Annotated in this window: 19 protein-coding genes and 3 tRNA genes; 11 read left to right on the forward strand and 11 right to left on the reverse strand. The window is 68.2% G+C overall.

Features of this window, described 5'->3' with window-relative positions; translation table 11 throughout:
- Window positions 1-27: 27 nt before the first annotated feature.
- The 4 genes from nusA to scpB form a co-directional block, all read right to left on the reverse strand.
- Window positions 28-1,506 carry a transcription termination factor NusA gene (gene nusA / locus CAL15_RS10480; RefSeq protein ID WP_086078540.1) on the reverse strand — a complete coding sequence of 493 codons (1,479 nt, stop codon included), beginning with the start codon at window positions 1,504-1,506 and terminating at the stop codon, window positions 28-30.
- On the reverse strand, window positions 1,503-2,018 hold the full coding sequence (gene rimP, locus CAL15_RS10485) for a ribosome maturation factor RimP (protein WP_086078541.1): 516 nt from the start codon (window positions 2,016-2,018) through the stop codon (window positions 1,503-1,505). The genes nusA and rimP overlap by 4 nt, the downstream gene beginning before the upstream one ends.
- A 270-nt stretch (window positions 2,019-2,288) precedes the next feature.
- Window positions 2,289-4,130, reverse strand: a complete 1,842-nt coding sequence (locus CAL15_RS10490) for a pseudouridine synthase (RefSeq protein WP_086078542.1) — start codon at window positions 4,128-4,130, stop codon at window positions 2,289-2,291.
- A gap of 18 nt (window positions 4,131-4,148) precedes the next feature.
- Window positions 4,149-5,336, reverse strand: a complete 1,188-nt coding sequence (gene scpB / locus CAL15_RS10495) for an SMC-Scp complex subunit ScpB (RefSeq protein ID WP_086078543.1) — start codon at window positions 5,334-5,336, stop codon at window positions 4,149-4,151.
- Between the two features lie 67 nt (window positions 5,337-5,403).
- Between scpB and CAL15_RS10500 the strand changes: the two genes are divergently transcribed.
- Window positions 5,404-5,480 (forward strand) — tRNA-Met (locus CAL15_RS10500).
- A 763-nt stretch (window positions 5,481-6,243) separates the two neighbouring features.
- Here the strand turns inward: CAL15_RS10500 and CAL15_RS10505 are convergent.
- The gene (locus tag CAL15_RS10505; RefSeq protein ID WP_086078544.1) at window positions 6,244-7,254 is read right to left on the reverse strand and encodes a CobW family GTP-binding protein; all 1,011 of its coding nucleotides are present in this window, start codon (window positions 7,252-7,254) and stop codon (window positions 6,244-6,246) included.
- A 307-nt stretch (window positions 7,255-7,561) separates the two neighbouring features.
- Window positions 7,562-7,637: transfer RNA gene (locus CAL15_RS10510), tRNA-Asn, on the reverse strand.
- Between the two features lie 109 nt (window positions 7,638-7,746).
- Between CAL15_RS10510 and CAL15_RS10515 the strand changes: the two genes are divergently transcribed.
- A tRNA-Thr gene (locus CAL15_RS10515) sits at window positions 7,747-7,822 on the forward strand.
- A 168-nt stretch (window positions 7,823-7,990) separates the two neighbouring features.
- On the opposite strand, the gene maiA is transcribed toward CAL15_RS10515, so the two are convergent.
- From maiA to CAL15_RS10530, 3 genes are read right to left on the reverse strand one after another with little or no spacing between them, the layout of a single operon-like run.
- Window positions 7,991-8,635 carry a maleylacetoacetate isomerase gene (maiA, locus tag CAL15_RS10520; RefSeq protein WP_086078545.1) on the reverse strand — a complete coding sequence of 215 codons (645 nt, stop codon included), beginning with the start codon at window positions 8,633-8,635 and terminating at the stop codon, window positions 7,991-7,993.
- Between the two features lie 20 nt (window positions 8,636-8,655).
- On the reverse strand, window positions 8,656-9,642 hold the full coding sequence (ispH, locus tag CAL15_RS10525) for a 4-hydroxy-3-methylbut-2-enyl diphosphate reductase (RefSeq protein WP_086078546.1): 987 nt from the start codon (window positions 9,640-9,642) through the stop codon (window positions 8,656-8,658).
- Window positions 9,642-10,118 carry an FKBP-type peptidyl-prolyl cis-trans isomerase gene (locus CAL15_RS10530; protein WP_086078547.1) on the reverse strand — a complete coding sequence of 159 codons (477 nt, stop codon included), beginning with the start codon at window positions 10,116-10,118 and terminating at the stop codon, window positions 9,642-9,644. The genes ispH and CAL15_RS10530 overlap by 1 nt, the downstream gene beginning before the upstream one ends.
- A gap of 129 nt (window positions 10,119-10,247) precedes the next feature.
- Here CAL15_RS10530 and radC point away from each other — a divergent pair, with 129 nt between their 5' ends.
- Window positions 10,248-10,925 (forward strand): RadC family protein, encoded by a 678-nt coding sequence (gene radC / locus CAL15_RS10535; RefSeq protein WP_086078548.1) that lies wholly within the window; start codon window positions 10,248-10,250, stop codon window positions 10,923-10,925.
- A 4-nt stretch (window positions 10,926-10,929) separates the two neighbouring features.
- Here the strand turns inward: radC and CAL15_RS10540 are convergent, their stop codons facing one another.
- Window positions 10,930-11,886 (reverse strand): LysR family transcriptional regulator, encoded by a 957-nt coding sequence (locus CAL15_RS10540; RefSeq protein WP_086081031.1) that lies wholly within the window; start codon window positions 11,884-11,886, stop codon window positions 10,930-10,932.
- A gap of 138 nt (window positions 11,887-12,024) precedes the next feature.
- Between CAL15_RS10540 and CAL15_RS10545 the strand changes: the two genes are divergently transcribed.
- The 8 genes from CAL15_RS10545 (at window position 12,025) to CAL15_RS10580 (ending at window position 21,016) form a co-directional block, all read left to right on the forward strand.
- Window positions 12,025-13,425: a M20 family metallopeptidase gene (locus CAL15_RS10545; protein WP_086078549.1), complete on the forward strand. Its 1,401-nt coding sequence runs from the start codon at window positions 12,025-12,027 to the stop codon at window positions 13,423-13,425.
- 57 nt (window positions 13,426-13,482) lie between these two features.
- Window positions 13,483-14,475: a Bug family tripartite tricarboxylate transporter substrate binding protein gene (locus tag CAL15_RS10550; RefSeq protein WP_086078550.1), complete on the forward strand. Its 993-nt coding sequence runs from the start codon at window positions 13,483-13,485 to the stop codon at window positions 14,473-14,475.
- A gap of 30 nt (window positions 14,476-14,505) precedes the next feature.
- Window positions 14,506-15,135, forward strand: coding sequence for an arylformamidase (kynB, locus tag CAL15_RS10555; RefSeq protein ID WP_086078551.1), 630 nt, complete (start codon window positions 14,506-14,508; stop codon window positions 15,133-15,135).
- 27 nt (window positions 15,136-15,162) lie between these two features.
- On the forward strand, window positions 15,163-16,419 hold the full coding sequence (kynU, locus tag CAL15_RS10560) for a kynureninase (protein ID WP_086078552.1): 1,257 nt from the start codon (window positions 15,163-15,165) through the stop codon (window positions 16,417-16,419).
- 10 nt (window positions 16,420-16,429) lie between these two features.
- On the forward strand, window positions 16,430-17,275 hold the full coding sequence (kynA, locus tag CAL15_RS10565; RefSeq protein WP_086078553.1) for a tryptophan 2,3-dioxygenase: 846 nt from the start codon (window positions 16,430-16,432) through the stop codon (window positions 17,273-17,275).
- 155 nt (window positions 17,276-17,430) lie between these two features.
- Complete coding sequence (locus tag CAL15_RS10570) at window positions 17,431-17,697, forward strand: type B 50S ribosomal protein L31 (protein WP_086078554.1); 267 nt, start codon at window positions 17,431-17,433, stop codon at window positions 17,695-17,697.
- A 167-nt stretch (window positions 17,698-17,864) separates the two neighbouring features.
- A complete protein-coding gene (locus CAL15_RS10575) occupies window positions 17,865-19,598 on the forward strand; it encodes an ArnT family glycosyltransferase (RefSeq protein WP_086078555.1) in 1,734 nt (577 codons plus the stop codon).
- A complete protein-coding gene (locus tag CAL15_RS10580) occupies window positions 19,595-21,016 on the forward strand; it encodes an MATE family efflux transporter (protein ID WP_086078556.1) in 1,422 nt (473 codons plus the stop codon). Before CAL15_RS10575 ends, CAL15_RS10580 begins: the two co-directional genes overlap by 4 nt.
- Before the next feature lie 131 nt (window positions 21,017-21,147).
- Here the strand turns inward: CAL15_RS10580 and CAL15_RS10585 are convergent, their stop codons facing one another.
- Window positions 21,148-21,372: a hypothetical protein gene (locus CAL15_RS10585; protein WP_086078557.1), complete on the reverse strand. Its 225-nt coding sequence runs from the start codon at window positions 21,370-21,372 to the stop codon at window positions 21,148-21,150.
- Window positions 21,373-21,526 lie beyond the last annotated feature (154 nt).

Here is a 21,526-nt window from a genome sequence, read left to right on the forward strand (position 1 = left end):
GGGCCGGGTGGGCATCGAAGTCCATGATCATTCTTCGTCGAACCAGTGGGCACGGGCGCGCATGATGAGCTCGCTGGCCTGCTGTTCGTCCAAGCCGGAGATCTCGGCCAACTCATCCGTGGCCAGTTCGGCCAGGTCGTCACGCGTATGCACCTGCCGTTCGGCCAGCCGGGCGGCCAGTTCGGGCGTCATGCCTTCCAGCGTCAACAGATCCTGCGCCGTTTCCAGACGCTCTTCCTGGGCGATGGCTTCGGTCAGCAGCGCGTTGCGGGCGCGAGCGCGCAACTCGTTGATGGTGTCTTCGTCGAATGCCTCGATCTCCAGCAGTTCCTGCATGGGCACGTAGGCGATTTCCTCGATGCCGGTGAAGCCTTCGTCGATGAGGATGTCGGCGACTTCCTCGTCCACGTCGAGCTTGCTCATGAAGGTGACGCGCAGCGAGGTACGCTCGGTTTCCTGGCGGCTGAGGCTTTCTTCCGGCGTCATGATGTTGATCTGCCAACCGGTCAGTTCCGACGCCAGGCGCACGTTCTGGCCCTTGGCGCCGATGGCCTTGGGCAGATTTTCCTCGTCGACCACGACGTCCATCGCGTGCCGGTCTTCATCGACCACGATGGATTCGACGTTGGCCGGAGCCAGTGCGCCGATGACGAACTGGGCCGGGTCTTCGGACCACAGCACGATATCGACCTGCTCGCCGCCGAGCTCGTTGCGCACCGCGGTGACGCGCGAACCGCGCATGCCGACGCAGGTGCCGATGGGATCGATACGCTTATCGTACGCGATCACGGCGATCTTGGCGCGTACGCCGGGGTCGCGGGCCGCGGCCTTGATCTCGAGCAGGCCCTGCTCGATCTCGGGCACTTCGTTCTCGAAGAGCTGGCGGATGAACTCGGGCGAGGTGCGCGACAGGATGACCTGCTGGCCCCGCGCGGCATGGTCGACGCGCAGCACGAACGCGCGCACCCGGTCGCCGATGCGCAGGTTTTCCTTCGGGATCATTTCGGTGCGCGGCAGGCGCGCCTCGATCTTGCCCGTTTCGATGATGCAGTCGCCCTTGTCCATGCGCTTGATGGTGCCGGACACGATGGTCTCGCCACGATCGAGGAAGTCGTTGAGCACCTGCTCGCGCTCGGCGTCGCGGATCTTCTGCAGGATGGCCTGCTTGGCGGCCTGCGCGCCGATGCGGCCGAACTCGACCGGCTCGAGCGGTTCCTCGATGTATTCGCCGACCTCGATGTTGGGCAGCAGCTCGCGGGCTTCGGACAGCAGTTCCTGCTTGTCGGGCTCTTGCAGGCCGGCCTCGTCTGGCACCACCAGCCAGCGGCGAAAGCCTTCGTGGCTGCCGGTCTCGCGGTCGATGGAGACGCGGATGTCGGCGTCTTCCTTGAAGCGCTTTTTCATGGCCGAGGCCAGCGCGCCCTCCAGCGCACCGAACACGGTGTCGCGCGTGACGTTCTTTTCACGCGCCAAAGCATCGACCAACAGAAGAATTTCGCGACTCATCGCTTTTTGCCCTTGAAATCCAGAACGGGATCCAGCTTGGCGCGCTCGATGTCATCGAGCGTGAAGCTCAGAACTTGGATATCGTCCTTCTTTGCCTCGAATTCGAGACCGAATGTAGTGCGGGTGGCCTGGATGGCCGGGTCGGCGCCTTGCGGCGCCTCCGAGGCCGGCGCATCGGGCCCGCGCAGCGTCCCGGTGAATACCTTGCGACCGTCGATGGCCTCGCGCAGCTTGATCTCGACACGCTGGCCCGCGAAACGCAGGAACTCGGCCTCGGTGCGCAGCGGACGATCGACGCCCGGCGAACCCACCTCGAGGCGCCGGTAGTCGATGTTCTCGACTTCGTACACGCGCGACAGATGCCGCGAGACCTGCTCGCAGTCTTCGATGCGCACGCCGTCGACCTTGTCGATCGTGACGCGCAAAAGGCCCATGGCCGCGCGCTCGACGTCGACGAGTTCGACGTCCATGCCGGCCAGTGCCTCTTCGGTCAATGCGAATAAATCAGCCATTACGCTCAAAAAAAATGGGCTGCACGCCCAGCCCACCGTATCCCAGCAGCCCTGCTCGAAAGCCCGGCCGCACCAACTTGCGTAGGCGCCGTGCCAGGCTCGGGCTTGTGTCGGGCTTGTGTCTATGCATTATCAATGGCGCGGCAACTGGGGACAAAACCACATTCCGCGTTCATGCTGGCGCCATGAAAACCATTGATTTTACCAGATAAACCAGTTAATTGCCTGGCCCGCTGCCGATTCCGGCAACGGGCTGCATGCCGAAGCGATTCAGCGACCGCCGCGGCTGCGTCCGCCCAGAAATCCCAGGCGGGATTCGTGCGCCGCGGCGCCGCGCGGTTGCCAATCGTCGCCACGGGGACCGCCGCCCCCATTGCCCGCGCCGCCGGACTTGCGCGCGCGCGCCTTGGCGGGCGCCTTGTTGCCGGAAGCGGCTGCGCGCGCGGCGCCTTCGTGCTTCGGGCCGCGAGGGCCGGCCGCCTTGCCGGCGCCCGCCGCGCGGGGCGAGCCCGCCGCCTTGGGAGCGCCGGCAGCCTTCGGAGCACCGGCAGCCTTGGGTGCGCCGGGACGGGCGCCCTGCCCCGCCGCCTGCTTGCGCGCCGCGCCCTGGCCGCGCGACTTGCCGCCGCCAGCCTTGGGCTTGCCGGCGCCATTGCCGCCCGGCGCCTTGCCGACGCCGGCCGGCTTGTTGCCCGGCTTGCCGCCGGACTTGCGCCCGCCCTCGTTACCCAGCGGATGGCCGTTGGCATAGCCGCCGGTGATCATCAGGCCGGTACCGAAAGGGTCGGACGGATACGCCTGCGCGGTGCCCGGACTGCCCGCGCGGCCGCCTTGCAGCTTGCCGCGGCGGCCGATGCGGGCGCCGTTCATGCCGTTGCGCTCCAGCGTGCCGAAGCCCGGCGGCAAGGCGCTGTCGTGCGACTGCGGCTGCTTCGAGCGGCGGCGGCCTTCGCCTTCGTCGCCATCGCGCAGCAATCCCAGCTGCACCATCAGCGCGCTGACCAGCGAGCCTTCGACTTCTTCCCAGCGGCCGCGGCGCAGATTGCGCGGCAGCACGATATCGCCGAAGCGGGTGCGGATGAGGCGGCTGACCGTCACGCCCACCGCCTCGAACATGCGCCGCACCTCGCGGTTGCGGCCTTCCTGCAGCGTGACGCGATACCAGCGGTTGCTACCGTCGCCGCCCAGATAATCCAGGGCGCCGAAGGCGGCCTTGCCATCCTCGAGGTCGATGCCGTCCACCAGCGACTGGCGCTGGGCCTCGTCCATCTCGCCCAGCACGCGCACGGCGTACTCGCGCTCGGTGCCGTAGCGCGGATGCATGATGCGGTTGGCCATGTCGCCCGAGGTAGTGAAGATCAGCAGACCCTCGGTATTGAGGTCGAGGCGGCCGACCGACAGCCATTTGCCGGTGCGCAGCTTCGGCAGGCGCGCGAATACGCTGGCGCGGCCGCCGGGGTCGTCATGACTGACGATCTCGCCCGCGGGCTTGTGGTACAGGATCACGCGCGGCGGCTTCTTGGCGTTGGGCCGGGTGATGGGCTTGCCATTCACGCGCACCTGGTCATTGGGGCCCACGCGCTGGCCGATGTGGGCCGGCTCGCCGTTGACGGACACCCGCCCGGCCACGATCAGCTCTTCCATCTCGCGGCGCGAACCGATGCCGGCATCGGCCAGCACCTTGTGCAGCTTCGGCATCACCGCTTCGCTGTTCAGGTACTTGCCCAGGCGCTGCTCGGTGCGCGCATCCGATTCCAGATAGGCCAGCGCCAGCTCGGTTTCGCGCTCGATCACACGAGGATCGACGTCCGGCTGCTCGGCAGCGGCCTCGGCCGCGGGGGATTCGGCCGCCGCGGCGCCCGCGGTTTCGGCAGTGGCGCCGGCCTGGGCCGCGCCGGCCGCGTCGCCGCGACGGCGTCGGAAAGGCGTGCGCAGCTTGCGGCCGCGGGCGCGCCCCTCGGCGGGCTCGGCGGACTCGCCCCCTTCGCGCGGCGCGGATTCCGCGGCGGCCGGCACGGCACTCTGCTGCGCGTCCGGCGTCGCAACGGAAGAAAAGGAAGTCTCTTCGCGCGGGAAGGAAGTGTCTTCTTGTGTCTTGGTATCAGTTGTCACTGAGACAGCTCCGAATGATCAAACTTTGGGAGGCCTGCCTGGGGCGGGCACGTCGTCTTGGTCGGGGCCGGACGGATCGCGGGGGATCTCGCTCGGCGCGGGCGGCACGATCTCGGGATCGAGATCAGCCGGCATGATTTCGGGTTGGCGCGGGTCCGGCTGAATTTCCGGAGACGCGTCGGGACGCCGGATGTCATCGCCGTGGATCGGCGTCACCTCGGGTGGAATGTCGGGCAAGGGCTCCGGGGTGACGCCCCCGGCAGCCAATTGCATCGATTCGTCGGGTTCGTCGGATGTGTCGAGGGCCGCGGGCGGATGGTCGGGGCCCGCCGGCGGCAGGACATCGGCGGAGGCCGGCATGCCGGCCGGGCCATCGGGCATCGGCTCGGCGGCGCGTGCGCCGGCATTTTGTTCTTCGCTCGTTTCTTCGTTGGAGCGCATGTCTTCGGAATTCGTTCCTTCGACCGCCACTTCCGCCGCCTGCGGGACGGGGGCCTCCGCGTCGGCGGGCGGCTCGACCGGCATGCCCGCGTCGGGCGCGGGCGCCTGGACTTCATCCTCCACCGCGGCCGGCTCGCCGGCATCGGCAATCTCGCCCGGCGTCGCGCCGTCCTCGGTCTGGACGGCGTTCGCGGCGATCTCGACAGTGGCGCCGCCCAGGTCCAGGCCGGCCAGCACCGCGACCGCATCGGTGGACTCCAGCGCCGGCAACTCGTCCAGAGCGCGCAGGCCCAGGTCGTCCAGGAACTGCCGCGTCGTGCCGAACAGCGCGGGCCGGCCCGGCGCGTCGCGATGGCCGATCACTTCGATCCAGCCGCGGTCTTCCAGCACCTTGACGATCTGCGACGACACCGTGACGCCGCGGATGTCCTCGATGTCGCCCCGCGTGACCGGCTGGCGCCACGCCACGATGGCCAGCGTCTCGAGCACGGCCCGGGAATATTTGGGCGGCTTCTCGGGATTGAGCCGTTCGAGATAGCGCTGCATGGACGGACGGCTCTGGAAGCGCCAGCCCGAGGCAAGTTGCACCAGCTCCAGGCCGCGATCGGCCCACTGCCCCTGCAACGTTTCCAGCCACTGCCGCAACCTCGCGTTGTCGATCTCCGGATCCTCGCCGAAGAGCTTGCGCATCTCGGCCGGTTGCATGGGCTGGGACGCGCACAGCAGCGCCGTCTCCAGCACCAGAAGTGCCTCGCTATCGTTCATCGATATTCAATGTGAAATTGGCCAACTTGCGAGAAATTCGGATCAAGATTAATATTCTGTTCTCAGACGCGGGGTGGAGCAGTCTGGCAGCTCGTCGGGCTCATAACCCGAAGGTCGTAGGTTCAAATCCTGCCCCCGCAACCAGATATCAAGGCCTGGCCATCGCGCCGGGCCTTTTTCATTGGCGCCTTGCGCACGTCGATCGGCAAGGCTTCGCCCACCCGTGCCGCGGCCATGGGCGCACGCGCCGCGGCGGCCCGCGGCACACCCCGACCCATGCCCGACACCGCGCATTGCACGGCCACACAGGGCGGACGCACTATTGCGATGTCATGCCGTACGGCATCGAAGGACGTAGAAAACACTGACTTCCTGTTGTTGACATGAGGCTGGACCTACCCCTACCCGCCCCAAACGCCATGCGGCCGACATCGGCAAGCCTCGTGTGGAGGCGGCCATGGGATGCCAGACCAGCAGCAGCAATGAACTGAATCGCCGAGAACCGCCGACCCGCGGAGTCCGCCCGGCACGACAGCCAGTCGACGCAACACGCACGGCCCGGATGAGGCCCGGCCTTGCGCGCATATCGAAAATGCGCGCCCGCCTTGACGATTCTTAGAAGTTTTTAGGACGACAAGCGCCGTTTCCCGCATGCCCTGATCGGGCCAGCGCCTGCGCCGCAGGCAACGGGGTCGGCATCGCCGATTCGCTCGACCGCCCCGGACGCCACTGCGAACCTTGGGGCGCCGCGCATACGGCGCCGGTTCGGTTTGGCATGGCCGGGCGCCTGGTCTAGTCGCGGCGATCTGCCACGACCCGAATTGGCGTCAGACATGTCAATTATACCCACATCGCGTGTGCCGCGGAAAGTACGGATAGGGCAACGCCGGCACTCGCCCGCCACGGTCTATGGTTGGGGCTGGCGCAGCGCACGCCGCACCGTCGCCATCACCTCGGCACGGTCATGGCCGCGCACCAGGAACACCAGGCTGGAGTCCCGGCTGTCGCTCGGCCAATCGGGCAGCATTTCCAAGGGATAGAGCTGGCGATGCACGCCGTGCACCGCACAAGGCAGCGTCTCGCCTTCGAAGCAGATCAATCCTTTCACGCGCAACAGGCCCTGGTCGTACTTGGCCTGCACGTCGTGCATCCCGGCCAGGAATGCGCCTCGGCTGATCGGCGTGGACAGCACCAGCGAAAAATGCGTCAGAGCCGGGTGCCGCTCGCCCTGCGAGGCGCCGAACGCGCCCAGCCAGCGCCCCATGCGCATGACCCGCTCGCGCCCCTCGGGGCGCTGCACATGCAGCAACAGCTCGTCCAGCGGCTGGCCGCGTCCCAGCACGCACGTGGCCACGGCGGGATTGGCCAGGGCGACTTCGCGACGGGCAGCCTCGACCTGCGCCGGACTGCACAGGTCCGCCTTGCTGAAAGCCACCACGTCCGCCAGCGCAATCTGCTGTGCCGCTTCGGGTTGCGTGCGCAGTTGCACGGCCACGTGCTGCACATCGGCCACCGTAATCGACCCGCGATAGACGAAACGCTCGGCCAGAAAGGCGTCGTGCCGCAAGGTGAACATGATCGCCGCGGGACTGGCCAGGCCAGTCGTCTCGACCAGCACGTGACTGAAGGCGCGGATCTGCCGGCGCAGCGCCAGCATGAACAGATCGCGCAAGGTGTCGGCCAGGCCGCCGCTGGCCGAGCAGCAGATGCAGCCGCCTTCCAGCAGCACGATACCGCCGTCCACCGCGCGCACCAGGTGATGATCCACGCCGATGTCGCCGAACTCGTTGACAATGACCGCGGCGCCGGCATAGGCCGGCTCGCGCACCAGGCGATTGAGCAGCGTCGTCTTGCCGCTGCCCAGAAAGCCCGTCAGTACAGTCAAAGCGATGCGCCGGTCACTCATGGACGCCGCCATTCTCCTCTAGCGTACGGGCCGCCATCACGACCCTCGCGGCGTCCTGCGAACGCCCTGCCCTTTTTGCCGCGCGTCGACCGCAAGGCAGGACGACGCGCGGCATGCGTTGTGCGGGCAGCGCAGCAGGACAATCGACAGACTCCTGTCGTCCCTACATCTTCGAATTATCGGATACGTGCGGATCGACCACGGCGCTGGCCACACGACCCGCGCGGGCGACAGCGATGCATCGATCCATGCACCGCCTTTACGACAGCTTCGGGCAAAGCAAAAGGCCACGCCGTACATAGCGTGGCCCTGCGTTTTTTGGCTCCCCGAGCTGGGTTCGAACCAGCGACCTGCGGATTAACAGTCCGTCGCTCTACCGACTGAGCTATCGGGGACCAGAGAAACGAGATTATGCACGGGATTTTGAGATCGCGCAAATCGGCAAGTTGCTCTGCCCCCGCTTTACGGCAATCGGAAATCTCTGGTAAGATAGCTGTCTTTGCTGCCGGCATAGCTCAGTTGGTAGAGCAGCGCATTCGTAATGCGAAGGTCGTAGGTTCGACTCCTATTGCCGGCACCAGTCGATTGACGTGAAAAGGGCAACCCGCATGGGTTGCCCTTTTTGCTTTTTGTCGCGACAGCTCTTTCGGCGTGCGTGGCGCGTAGGGCTGCCGGCGCCGGCCGGCTCAGCCGCGACTTAAACCCATGACTTGACCCGTGAAGGCCGTCATGGGCCAGCCTCGTCCCCCTACTCCGCGTCCGGCTGGTTCTGCGGTTCGGCGGCCTCGAACGCCGGCAGTTCGCGGCATGCGGCGTCGATGCGCGTCAGCGTGGGGAAGGCCGACAGGTCGCAATCGAAACGGCGCGCGTTGAACATCTGCGGAACCAGGCACAGGTCGGCCAGCGTGGGCGTATCGCCATGGCAATAACGTCCGGTCTGGGGCGAGCCGGCCAGCATCTCTTCCAAGCCTGTCAGTCCCACGTCGATCCAGTGGCGGTACCACCCGTTCTTGGCGTCTTCGTCCACCTTGAGCCCGTGCTTCAGGTACTTCAGCACGCGCAGGTTGTTCAGCGGATGAATGTCGCAGGCCAGGGTCTGCGCGATGGCGCGCACGCGCGCGCGGCCGGCGGGATCCGACGGCAGCAGCGGCGGCTGGGGATGCGTCTCGTCCAGGTACTCGATGATGGCCAGCGACTGGCCCAGCGACAGGTCGCCGTCGACCAGCGTCGGCACCAGCGCGTTCGGATTGAGCTTGCGATAGGCAGGCGCCAGCTGCTGACCGCCATCCTTCAGCAGGTGCACGGGCACGTAGTCGTAGGCCAGCCCTTTCAGGTTCAGGGCGATGCGGACGCGAAACGCGGCCGAACTGCGGAAATAGCCGTACAGCTGCATGAAGTCTCCTGGATGCCGCGTCAGGCGGCGGGGGTGTCGGGTGAGGCTGCCGTCTTGCGCGACAGTTCCTTGGGCAGGGGGAAAGCGACGTTCTCTTCCAGGCCAGGCATGGTACGCACGGACACGGCGCCCAGCTCTTTCACGCGCTCGATCACCTGCTGCACCAGGACCTCGGGCGCCGACGCGCCCGCGGTGATGCCGATGCGCTGGCGACCGTGCAGCCAGGCCGGATCGATGGCGTCGGCGCCGTCGACCAGGTAGGCCGCCGCGCCGCGCCGCTCGGCCACTTCGCGCAGGCGGTTCGAGTTGGAGCTGTTGGGGCTGCCCACGACCAGCACCAGGTCGCAGTCGGGCGCCATGACCTTGACCGCGTCCTGGCGGTTCTGCGTGGCATAGCAGATGTCGCTTTTCTTGGGCTCGGCGATGGACGGGAAGCGCGCCTTCAGCGCCGCGGCGACCGCGGCCGCGTCATCCACCGACAAGGTGGTCTGCGTGACGTAGGCCATGTTGTCGGGGTCGCGCACCTGCAGGGCGGCCACGTCTTCAACCGTTTCCACCAGGTACATGCCGCCGCCGTCCGCCTGGCCCAGGGTGCCCTCGACCTCGGGGTGGCCCTTGTGGCCGATCATCACGATTTCGCGGCCGGCGGCGCGCATGCGCGCGACCTCGATGTGCACCTTCGTGACCAGCGGGCACGTGGCGTCGAACACACGCTGGCCGCGCTGCTCGGCCTCGGCGCGCACGGCCTTGGACACGCCGTGCGCCGAGAACACCACGATGGCGCCGGAAGGCGCGTCTTCGAGTTCATCGATGAAGACGGCGCCCTTGGCGCGCAGGTCGGCCACGACGTAGCGGTTATGCACGATTTCGTGGCGCACGTAGATGGGCGCGCCATGCAGTTCGAGGGCGCGCTCGACGATGTCGATGGCGCGGTCCACGCCCGCACAGAACCCGCGCGGCTGGGCCAGCACGACCTCGGCGCCGGGTGCGGTGACGGCTTGTTGCATCACAGGACTCCGAGAATGGCGACGTCGATCCGCAGGGCGGCGCCCGCCAGCGGATGGTTGAAATCGAACAGCGCCCATTGGTCGTTGATTTCTTTCAGGATGCCCGAATAGCGGCCGCCGTTGGGCGCGGCGAATTCGACCAGGTCGCCCGGATCGAACGTGGCGTCGGCGCCGGCGTGCTCGGCCAGCATGGCGCGCGTGACGCGCTGGATGAGCTCCGGGTTGCGCTCGCCGTAGGCGTCGGCCGGCGCCAGCGTGACGCTGAAGCGCTCGCCCTCGGCATGGCCCAGCAGGGCGGCCTCCAGGCCGGGCGCCCACTGGCCGCTGCCCATCTGCAGCGTGGCGGGCCGGCCGTCGAACGTATCGGCGAAGACCGAGCCCTCGGCCGGGCCCGAGGCCAGGACGATGCGGTAGTGGAGGGTCAGGTAGGAATCCGGACGGATCAAAACATTCACTTCAGAGGATGCGGCGCTCAAGATCTGCCACCGTATGGGCAATCGTAAAACCCTGATTTTAGAGCCAGAAATGAAACTGCCCGCACGCTCGCCATGTTGGCCGCCTTCCAGGGGCGCGCACCAGCCTCCCGCCGGCCCATCGGAGCGCACATGAAACTCTCCGAAAGCCTTCCCGAACACGAGCGTCCGCGCGAACGATTGATGCGCCAGGGCGCGGCGGCGCTGCACGACTCCGAGCTGCTGGCGGTGGCGCTGCGCACCGGCGCGCCGGGCGTCAACGCGGTCGAGCTGGGCCGCCGGCTGATGGCGCGGTTCGGCGGCCTGCGCGGGCTGTTCGCCGCCACCCCGGCGGAACTGCGCAACGAGCCGGGCCTGGGCGCGGCCAAGGCCTGCGCGCTGGCCGCCGTGCTCGAGCTGGCACGCCGCGCCATCGAGGAAGACCTGGTCGGCCGCCCATCGCTGAGCCACCCCGACAACGTCAAGCTGTACTGCCGCACCGCGCTCAGCCACCGCACCGTCGAGCACTGCATCGCGCTCTACCTGGACAACCGCCTGAACCTGATCGCCAGCGGCGAACTGGCGCGCGGCACGCTGGCGCAGGCCTCGGTGTATCCGCGCGAAGTCGTGCGCGAGGCGCTGCGCCATCATGCGGCCGCGCTGATACTGGCGCACAACCATCCATCGGGACTGGCCCAGCCCAGCCTCGCCGATCGCGAACTGACGCGGCGATTGCGCCAGGCGCTGGCGCTGGTCGACGTACGACTGGTCGATCACCTGATCGTGGCGGCGGACTCGGTGGTGTCCATGGCCGAACTCGGACTGCTGTAGCGGCCTAGCCGGCGGTCCCACGACTTCCTGCCGCGCGCCTGCGGACCGGCGGCTGCGGATCGGGGCGCGCGGCGCGCGCCAGATCTACGCTGATGAAATCCAGGAACGCCGCTGCCATGGGCGGCGGCGGGTGCGACTGCAGCGTCAGCGCCTGGATGGCGCGCTGGTGCAGCTCGGGGTTCGAGAACGGCACCGCCACCAGGCGTCGGGCATATGGCTGCCCCTGCACCACCAGGTAGCCCGACAGCGCCACGATGAGATCGCCCGGCAGCAGCGGCAGGAAGGCGGCCGAGTAGTTGGACACGTACGACGGTTCCAGGTGCAGGCCGACGTTGGCGCAACAGTTGTCGAACAGCTGGCGCACGGTCGTGTCGGTATCGCCCAGTGCCAGCGGATAGTCGCGCAGGTGGCGCACGTCGATCGACTTGCGCGTCGCCAGCGGATGGCGTTTGCACATGATGGCGTACACCGGCGCGGCGCAGAGCGTGCGCGTCTCCAGGCGTCGGTCCACGGCCAGGCTGTAGCGGATACCGATATGCGACAGGCCTTCCGCCACGCGCCTGCCGACCTCTTCCCCATGGCCCACGTGCATGTGGAAACGCACCCCGGCGTGCAGGCGCTTGAAGCGCGCCATGGCCTGGGAAAGGAATTGCTGTGCGAAGCCCTCGGTGCTGGCGATGCGCACGGTCACCTCGCCCAGCGTGCTGCGCTGGCGGATGGCGGTGAGGACCCGTTCCGCCTCCAGCGCGCTGGCGCTTGCATACGCCGACAACTGCCGGCCCGCATCGCTCAGCCGCATGCCGCGCGGGACGCGATCGAACAGCGGCGCGCCCACCAGGCCCTCGAGCTTGCCGATCTGCCGGCTGACGGCCGAAGGCGCCACGTGCAGTTGCTGCGCCGCCCCGGCGATCGAGCCCGTGCGGACCACCTCGAGAAAATGCCGCATTGCGGTGGAGATCATGCCGCGCTCCGTAAGCTCGAACCGTTCAGGAAACACCATTGCCTTAAAGGCAATGACCCTGTGCCAAAGTTCTAATTGTTGCATCACTTCAGCTGTACTAACTTTGGGTTTTCAACGACCCGCCAGGCGGCCCGCCCAGTGACCCGTTCCGAAGCCATTTCCCGCGCCGTCCGGCAATTCGATGACGGCCATTTCCAGGACGCGCTCGCGCGCCGCGTCGCCTACCAGACCGAAAGCGAGGAGCCGGGCCAGGCGGCCGCGCAGCATGCCTATCTGCGCGAAGAACTGGCCCCGCTATTGCAGCGTCTGGGGTTCTCCGTGGACATTCATCCGAACCCCGCTTCCGTCGATCTGCCTTTGCTGGTGGCCCGGCGCATCGAGCATCCCGACCTGCCCACGGTGCTGATGTACGGGCACGCCGACGTGGTGCGCGGCAACGCCGCGAAATGGAGCGACGGACTGGCGCCATGGCGACTGCAGGTCGACGGCGACCGCTGGTATGGCCGCGGCACGGCCGACAACAAGGGTCAGCACTCCATCAATCTGGCCGCGCTGGAACAGGTGATCGAGGCGCGCGAGGGCCGGCTGGGCTTCAACGCCAAGCTGCTGTTCGAGACGGGAGAGGAAGCGGGCTCGCCAGGCCTGGGCGCGTTCTGCGAGGCCCAGCGCGAGACGCTTTCGGCCGACCTGTTCCTGGCCAGCGACGGCCCGCGCCTTGCCGCCGACCGCCCTACCCTGTTCATGGGCTCGCGCGGCGCGGTCAACTTCGAACTGTCGGTGCAACTGCGCGAACGGGCCTATCACTCGGGCAACTGGGGCGGCCTGCTTGCCAACCCCGCCATACTGCTGTCGCACGCGATCGCGTCGCTGGTCGACGCGCGTGGCCGCATCGTCATCGACGCGCTGCGTCCGCCCGCCATGCCGCCACAGCTGCGGCAAGTGCTCGACGGGCTGCAGGTGGGCGGCGGCGCGGACGATCCCGAGGTCGACACGCACTGGGGCGAACCGGGCCTCACCCGCGCCGAGCAGGTGTTCGGCTGGAACAGCCTGGACGTGCTGACCCTGTCGGCCGGCGACCCCGCCAAGCCGGTCAATGCCATCCAGCCGCAAGCCAGCGCATGGTGCCAGTTGCGCTTCGTGGTCGGCACCGACTGGCGCCGCCTGCAGCAGCACGTGCGCGAACACCTGGACAGCCATGGCTTCTCGATGGTGCAGGTGCGCGTGGGCGCGCACGCGGGCGCCACGCGGCTGCTGCCCGACGATCCGTGGGTGCAGTGGGCGGCCCGTTCGCTGCGCGAGACCACCGGCAAGGATCCGGTGCTGCTGCCCAATCTCGGGGGTTCGCTGCCCAACGACATCTTCGCCGATCAGTTGGGCCTGCCGACGATCTGGATACCGCACTCCTATCCGGCCTGCGCGCAGCATGCGCCCAACGAACACCTGCTGGGCAGCGTGGCGCGCGAGGGCCTGGCCATCATGGCGGGGCTGTACTGGGACCTGGGCGAATCCGCGCAACAGGTGCGCAGCCGCCGGCACTGATCCGCCGCGACATTGCGCGCCACACCATACCCATACGACATACCAAGGGAAAACATCATGACACTGAAGCGCATCCTGGGCATGGCCGGCGCGGCTTTCGTACTGGCCGGGCCCGCGCAGGCGCAGGGCCAGACGCAATCGCAGCCCTATCCTTCCAGGCCGGTAAAGATCATCGTGCCCTTCACGCCGGGAGGCGCCACCGACGCTGTGGCGCGGCAGCTGGCCGGCAGGCTCGCCGCCCGCCTGGGCCAGCCCTTCATCGTCGAGAACCGGCCGGGCGCCGCCACCGTCATCGGCGCGCAGGCGGCCGCGGACGCGACGCCGGACGGCTATACCCTGATGCTGTCAGGCTCGAGCACCTATACCGTGGTGCCGGCGCTGAAGAAGCAGTTGCCATACGATCCGCTGAAGAGCTACGCGCCGATCGCCATCGTGGCCCTGGCGCCCGTTGTGCTCGTGGCCAAGAACGACCTGCCGGTGCGCAACGCCGCCGAGCTTGCCGACCTGGCGCGCCAGCGCTCGCAGAGCCGCGCCCTGATGTACGGCACCTTCGGCGCGGGGTCGGCCCCGCACCTGGCCGGCGAGATGGTGGCGCAGGCCGCGCGGGCCACGCTGGTACCCGTGCCCTACAAGGGCAGCGCGCAACTGATCACGGCGCTGATCGGCGGCGAGATCGACCTGGGCGTGGACACCGTGTCGTCGGCGGCGCCGCACATCGTGGCGGGCAAGGTGCGCGCCATCGCGGTCACCGGCTCGCAACGTGCCGCACAATTGCCGGACGTGCCCACTTTCGCGGAAGCGGGCATGCCGTCCGTTTCGATGATCGGCTGGTATGGCCTGGTTGCGCCCGCCGACACGCCGGCCGCCGTGCGCACTACCCTGGAACAAGCCGTTGCCGGTATCATGGGGGACGCCGAACTACGGAAGGCCTTTGCGGCGCTGGCGCTGCAACCCGTATCCCTGGGACCGGACGCCTTCCGCAAGCAGGTCGCGGAAGAACTGAAGGTCTTCGGCGATATCGGCGAACGCGCAAAGATCTCCCTCGACTGACCCTAGCCACGCCCTCGTCCGCTTGTTTCCATGAAACGTCTCTGGGACATTTCACCGCCGGTATCGGCCGATTCGCCAGTCTTTCCTGGCGACACGCCCTATCGCCAGCAATGGAAATGGACGCTGACGCCAGACTGCCCCGTCAACGTCAGCGAAATCACGATGTCCCCGCACGTGGGCGCGCATGCGGACGCGCCGCTGCACTACGGCAACGGCGCCCCCGCCATCGGCGCGGTGGCGCTCGAACCCTTCCTCGGCCCCTGTCGGGTCATTCATGCCATCGACTGCGGCCCGCTGATCCTGCCCCAGCATCTCGAGCATGCGGCCGCGAACCTGCCGCCGCGCGTGCTGGTGCGCACGGCGCAGCACGCCGCCGTGCACTGGTGGACCGACGATTTCTCCGCCTACGCTCCGCAGACCATCGAATGGCTGGCCGAACGCGGCGTCATGCTGATCGGCCTGGACACCCCCAGCATCGACCCCGCCTCCAGCAAGACCCTGGACAGCCACCACGTCATCCTGCGGCGCGACATGCGCGTCCTGGAAAACCTGCTGCTGGACGACGTGGAGCAAGGCGACTACGAACTGATCGCCCTGCCGCTGGCGCTGGTCCAGGCCGATGCCAGTCCGGTGCGCGCCATCCTGCGCTCGCTGGGCTGACCCGACCTTCCCGAAGACGAGGAACGCATGAAAGACAAGAGCGCCTGCCTGCGGCAGGACGAGGCCGATCGCCTGCGCGGCCTGCGCGGCCAATTCCAGCTGAACGACGACGAGATCTATCTGGACGGCAATTCGCTGGGCGTGCTGCCGCGCGCCACGCCGGCGCGCGTGCGCCAGATGGTGGAAGAAGAATGGGGCGAGGGCCTGATCCGCAGCTGGAACACCGCGGGCTGGATCGACCTGCCCGCACGGCTGGGCGACAAGATCGCCCGCCTGGTCGGCGCGAACGCCGGCGAGCTGGTGGTGGCCGATTCCACCTCGGTGAACCTGTACAAGGCGATGTCGGCAGCGCTGTCCATCGTGCGCGCGGACGCGCCGGGCCGCACGCGCATCGTCAGCGAGCGCAGCAACTTCCCCACCGACCTGTACATCGCCGAAGGGTTGGCGCGCCAATACGGCATGACGCTCGAACTGGTGGAGCCCGACGAGATCCCCGCGCAGCTGGACGACAGGCTGGCGGTGCTGATGCTGACGCACGTCAACTACCGCACGGGCCGCATGCACGACATGGCCGCGCTGACGCGCGACGCGCATGATGCGGGCGCCCTGGCGGTGTGGGACCTGGCCCACTCGGCGGGCGCGGTGCCGGTGGACCTGAACGGCGCGCAGGCCGACTTCGCGGTCGGCTGCGGCTACAAGTACCTGAACGGCGGCCCCGGCGCGCCGGCCTTCGTGTGGGCGCACGCGCGCCACGCGGACCGCTTCAGCCAGCCGCTGTCGGGCTGGATGGGGCACGCGGCGCCCTTCCAGTTCACGCCCGACTACCAGCCCGCGCCCGGCATCGCCCGCTACCTTTGCGGCACACCGCCGCTGCTGTCAATGGCGGCGCTCGAATGCGGCATCGACACTGTGCTGGCGGCCGAGCCGCTGGGCGGCATGGCGGCGCTGCGCGAGAAGTCGGTGGCGCTGACCGAACTGTTCATCGAGCTGGTGGAGGCGCGCTGCGCCGGCCATGGCCTGGTGCTGGCCAGCCCGCGCGACGCGGCGCAGCGCGGCAGCCAGGTCTGCTTCGCGCGCCAGGAAGGCGCGTATGCCATCGTGCAGGCGCTGATCGAACGCGGCGTGATCGGCGACTTCCGCGCGCCGGACATCCTGCGCTTCGGCTTCACGCCGCTGTACACGCGGTACGTAGACGTGTGGAATGCCGCCGAGCGGCTGGAACAGGTGCTGAGCGAGGGGGCGTGGCGCGAGGCCCGCTTCCAGCGCCAGGCCGCCGTAACCTGAGGAGACCGCCATGACCCGACCCAATTCCGAGGACGTGGTGCGGCAGGAGCAGGCACAACTGGACTACTCGCGCGACATGACCTATGGCGACTACCTGCACCTGGACGAACTGCTGAACGCGCAGCATCCGTTGTCCCCAGAGCACAACGAGATGCTGTTCATCGTGCAGCACCAGACCAGCGAACTGTGGATGAAGCTGATGCTGCACGAGCTGCGCGCCGCCATCGAGGCCTTGCGCGCCGATCGCCTGCAGCCGGCCTTCAAGATGCTGGCGCGCGTCAGCAAGATCATGGAGCAGCTGGTGTCCGCCTGGGACGTGCTGGCCACGATGACGCCGCCCGAGTATTCGGCGCTGCGCCCGTACCTGGCGCGCTCCAGCGGCTTCCAAAGCTACCAGTACCGCCAGATCGAGTTCATGCTGGGCAACAAGAACGCCGCCATGCTCAAGCCGCATGCGCACCGGCCCGAACTGCTGGCCCAGGTCCAGGCGGCGTACGAGGCGCCCTCGCTGTACGACGAAGCGCTGCGGCTGCTGGCGCGCCATGGACTCGATGTGCCCGCGGATCACTTGGAACGCGACTGGACGCGCCCCTACCAGGCGGATCCCGCCGTGGAAGAGGCCTGGCTGACGGTGTATCGCTCGCCGGATGCGTACTGGAACCTGTACCAGCTGGGAGAGAAACTGACCGATCTCGAGGACGCGTTCCGCCTGTGGCGTTTCCGCCACGTCACCACGGTGGAGCGCATCATCGGCTTCAAGCGCGGCACCGGCGGCACGTCGGGCGTGGACTACCTGCGCAAGATGATCGAGGTGGTGCTGTTCCCGGAAATCTGGAAGCTGCGCACCGACCTGTAGCGGGCTTGCAGCCTGCGCCGCAGGCTTGCTAGAATGCCGAGTTACCTTTTTGGATACGTGGCCGGCCTGCGCGCAACGACAGCGATGGGCCTTGCATGCAAGGCCCGGGCAGGGCCGGCTGGCGACCCACCAACCCCCAAGGATATAGATCCATCATGAAAGAAGGCATCCACCCCGAATACCGCGAAGTGGTGTTCATGGACGTGCTGACCGGCGGCAAGTTCATCACCCGCTCGACGATCAACACCCGTGAAACCATCGACATGGACGGCAAGACCTACCCGCTGTTCAAGTGCGACGTGACGTCCGAATCGCACCCGTTCTACACGGGCGCCCAGACCCGCATCGTCGAAACCGGCCGCGTCGAGAAGTTCCGCGCCCGTTTCGCCCGCACCGCCGGCACCGTCAAGTCCGGCTCCTGATCGCAGGCTTCCGATCCGTAGTGCACGGGCTGCTCCCGGCAATGCGATCGGCATAGCAGCGAAGCAGCAAGAAAGCAGCCCCAGGCGGGCTGCTTTTTTTTCTGCGGCTTCGCGCTCCGTCCTCTTTTTTCATCTTCATTCCGCCCGGCGTCGATTACATTAGCCCCGTGTCCCCAATCTCGCGCTCTACTCCCGCCCGTCTGACCATTCTCGGCGCCGCCAAGCTGCCCCGCCTGGTGCTGCTGGGCCTGTCGCTCGCCTACATCACGGCGGGCCTGTTCATGCGCGATCCCTGGAAGACGGACGACGCTGTCGGCCTGGCCACCATGCTGACGGCGCTGCGCGAAGGCGGCGTGGCATGGCTGCTGCCGCAGGTCGGCAATCTGGCGCATGCCCAGGAAGGACCGCTGACGACCTGGGTGGGCGCCATCTCGATCTGGCTGTTCGGCCCGCTGGTGGGCGACATCACCGCCGGCCGCCTGCCCAACCTGCTGTGGTTCGGCATCACCGCGGCGTCGGTTTGGTACGGCACTTATCTGCTGGGTCGCCGCGCCGAGGCGCAGCCGCTGGCCCTGCCCTTCGGCGGCGAGCCCGAGCCGCGCGACTACGGCCGCATGCTGGCCGACGCGGCGCTGCTGCTGCTGCTGGCCACCGTGGGCATCCTGCAGCGCATCCACGAGACCTCGGTGGTGCCGCCCATCATGGCGTGCGGCGCACTGGCGTTCTATTCCCTGGCCCGCATGCTCGACCGGCCGCTGACCGGTTCGGTCACGCTGGTGCTGGCCCTGGCCGGCAGCTTTCTCACCCGCGGCTGGATCGGCGCGCTGCCGGTCATGATGTCGGCGGTGCTGGCCTTCCATCCGCGCAGCATGCTGTGGCCGCGCGCGCGCTGGCTGCCCGCCGTGGCGCTGCTGACCGCGCTGCTGATCCTGGCATGGTGGATCCCGGCCACGCAGGCCAGCGAGTACTGGATCCGCAACTGGAAGGCCTGGAACACCACTTCGTTCACCTGGCCGCTGCTGGGCATGTCGGTGCGCACGCTGCGCGATCTGCCGTGGTACCTGTGGCCCGCCTGGCCGCTGGCGCTGGTGGCCATCTGGCGCTGGCGCAGCTGGCTCTATTCGCCGCACATCTGGCTGGCGATGATGCAGGCCCTGTGCGCCGCGCTGCTGCTCTTCTTTCTCGAAGAGCCCAACGAAACCGAGTACGTCATGCTGGCCGTGCCCTGCGCCGCGCTGGCGGCCTTCTCGCTGCCGACCCTGCGGCGCGGCGTGGTCAACACGCTCGACTGGTTCGCCGTGATGTGCTTTTCGCTGACGGTGTGCACCGCCTGGCTGGGCTGGGTGGCGCTGCATTTCGGCTGGCCTACCAAGATCGCGCGCAACATCGCGCGCCAGACCGCCGGGTACGAGCCCGCGATCTCATGGACTGCCGTGCTGCTGGCGCTGGTGGTGACGGCCGCCTGGGTGCTGCTGGTGGTATGGCGCGTGCATGCGCGGCCGGCTGCGCTGTGGCGCGGCACCGTGCTGTCCGCCAGCGGCCTGGCCGCCACCTGGATACTGCTGGTGCTGCTGTGGCAGCCCGCCGTGGACTACGCGCGCAGCTATCGCACCGCATCGGGCGAACTGGCCGCGGCCCTGAAGACTCACGTGCGTCCCGGCGAATGCGTGCGCGGTCTGGGCGTCGGGGCCGGGCAGCGCGCCTCGTTCCTCATCTTCGACAACCTCACCTTCCCTTACGACGCCCGCTGCACCATCGTGCTGCAGCAGACCACCAACAGCAGTCTGCGCGACGGCACGGCGGCGTACAGCGACGAGAAGGTGCAGGAACTCTGGCGCGGCGGGCGACGCGCCGACCGCCACGAAGTCTTCCGCCTGCTGCGCCTGCCTCCCAGCCAATGAGTCCTGCAGCAGGGTCGTCCATCATGAGCTTCCTGGCCACGATGCGCGGCATCGTGCGCCAAGCCTGGCCCGTCCTGGTCAGCCAGTGGGCCGGCATCGCGTTCGGCGTGCTCGACACCGCCATGACGGGCCATGCCAGCGCACGCGACCTGGCCGCCATGTCGCTGTCCGTGTCGGTCTACATCACCGTGTTCGTCGGGCTGATGGGCGTGGTGCACGCGCTCATTCCCATCCAGGCGCAGCACTTCGGCGCCGGACGCCATGCCGAGGTAGGCCGGGCCTGGGGCCAGGGCATCTGGCTGGCGCTGGGCCTGTCCGCCGTGGGATCGGCGCTGATGCTGTTTCCTGACGTATGGCTGTCGCTGTCAGGGCCGGTGGATCCCGAGGTGCGCGACATCACGGCGGCCTACCTGCGCGCGCTCGCCGTGGCGCTGCCGGCGGCGCTGATGTTTCGCACGCTGTACGCGCTGGGCGCCGCGGTGTCGCGGCCCAAGATCGTCATGGCCATCAACCTGGGCGGCATCGGCCTGAAGGCCTTGTGCAACTGGGTGCTGATCTACGGCAAGTTCGGCCTGCCCGCGCTGGGCGCGACCGGCGCGGGCGTCTCCACGGCCATTGTCTACTGGGCCAGCCTGATGGTCGGGCTGTGGGTGGTGCGGCACGACGAATACTATCGGCAGTTCGCGCTGCGCCTTGGCCGCCCGCGATGGCGGCGGCTGAAGGAACTGCTGCGGCTGGGCCTGCCCATGGGCGGCTCCTACCTGGTCGAGGTCTCGGCGTTCACGTTCATGTCGCTGCTGGTCGCGCGTGAGGGCACCAACGTGCTGGGCGGGCACCAGATCATGGCGAACCTGGCGGCCCTGTGCTACATGATGCCGATGGCGCTGGGCGTGGCCGCGGGCGCGGTGGCGGCGCAGAACATCGGCGCGGGCAATCCGATGCAGGCGCAGCGCACCGGCATGGCGGGCCTGGCGCTGGGGGTCCTGGGCGCGCTGCTGACCTCCGCGGTGCTGCTGGTCGGCCGCCCGGCGATCCTGGCGGCCTATACCAGCGATGAACAGGTGACGGCCGTGGCGACGACCCTGCTGGCGGTCATTCCGCTGTTCCACCTGTGCGACTCGATGCAGTGCATCAACTCGTACCTGCTGCGTGCCTACAAAGTCGCCGTGATGCCGCTGCTGCTGCAGATCGTGGCGCTCGGCCTGGTGGGCCTGATAGGCGGATGGTGGCTGGGCTTCGGTCCCGGACGCGGCGGCCTGGACTGGCTGCGCGAGGCCATCATGCCGGGCTCCCCGCAAGGCGTGGGCACGATGTGGCTGATGGCGATCGTGGGACTGGGGCTCTCGGCGCTGCTCTTGCACCTTTGGTATTGGCGCACGCTGCGCCGCGCGGCCGCGGCCGCGTCGGCGGCGCCGTAGCGCGGCCTGGCCCGGCCCCGGCGAGGCCTTTGCGAAGGCCCAATCGGTACACGGCATGCCGACCCCGCGCCGCGCGTAGGCTACCGGCGAAGGTCCGCAGCGGCGCAAGGGCCGGCCGCCGTGTCGGTGGATTACTTCATCGTGGAGGGCGCGGGCGCCGGCTTGGCGGCATGGGCATCGGCTTTCTTGGCGCCCGGCTTCTGCGCATGGGCCTTGTGCTTGGCGGTCTTGGCGGCCTGGCCGTTCTGCGCAGACTGTGCAGCCTGCGGCGCGGCATGGGCCGACGGCGCGGCGGCCAGCCCCAGGCAAAGCGCCGACGTGGACAGGAACGCGGCGATGCGCGATTGAGTCGTCATGGAGGTGCTCCTTCGTGGTCGAACGGTACGCGACGGGAGTGCCGCGATGCACGTGTAAGGCGTTGGAGCCGGCGCGCCGCGCGAAGGTTCAGCGGCGGGCGGCAACTCTTACGCATCGTCACGACGTTGACGACTGGCTGTCGGCCCTGTCAGC

This window comes from Bordetella genomosp. 13 (assembly GCF_002119665.1).
GTDB lineage: Bacteria > Pseudomonadota > Gammaproteobacteria > Burkholderiales > Burkholderiaceae_B > Bordetella.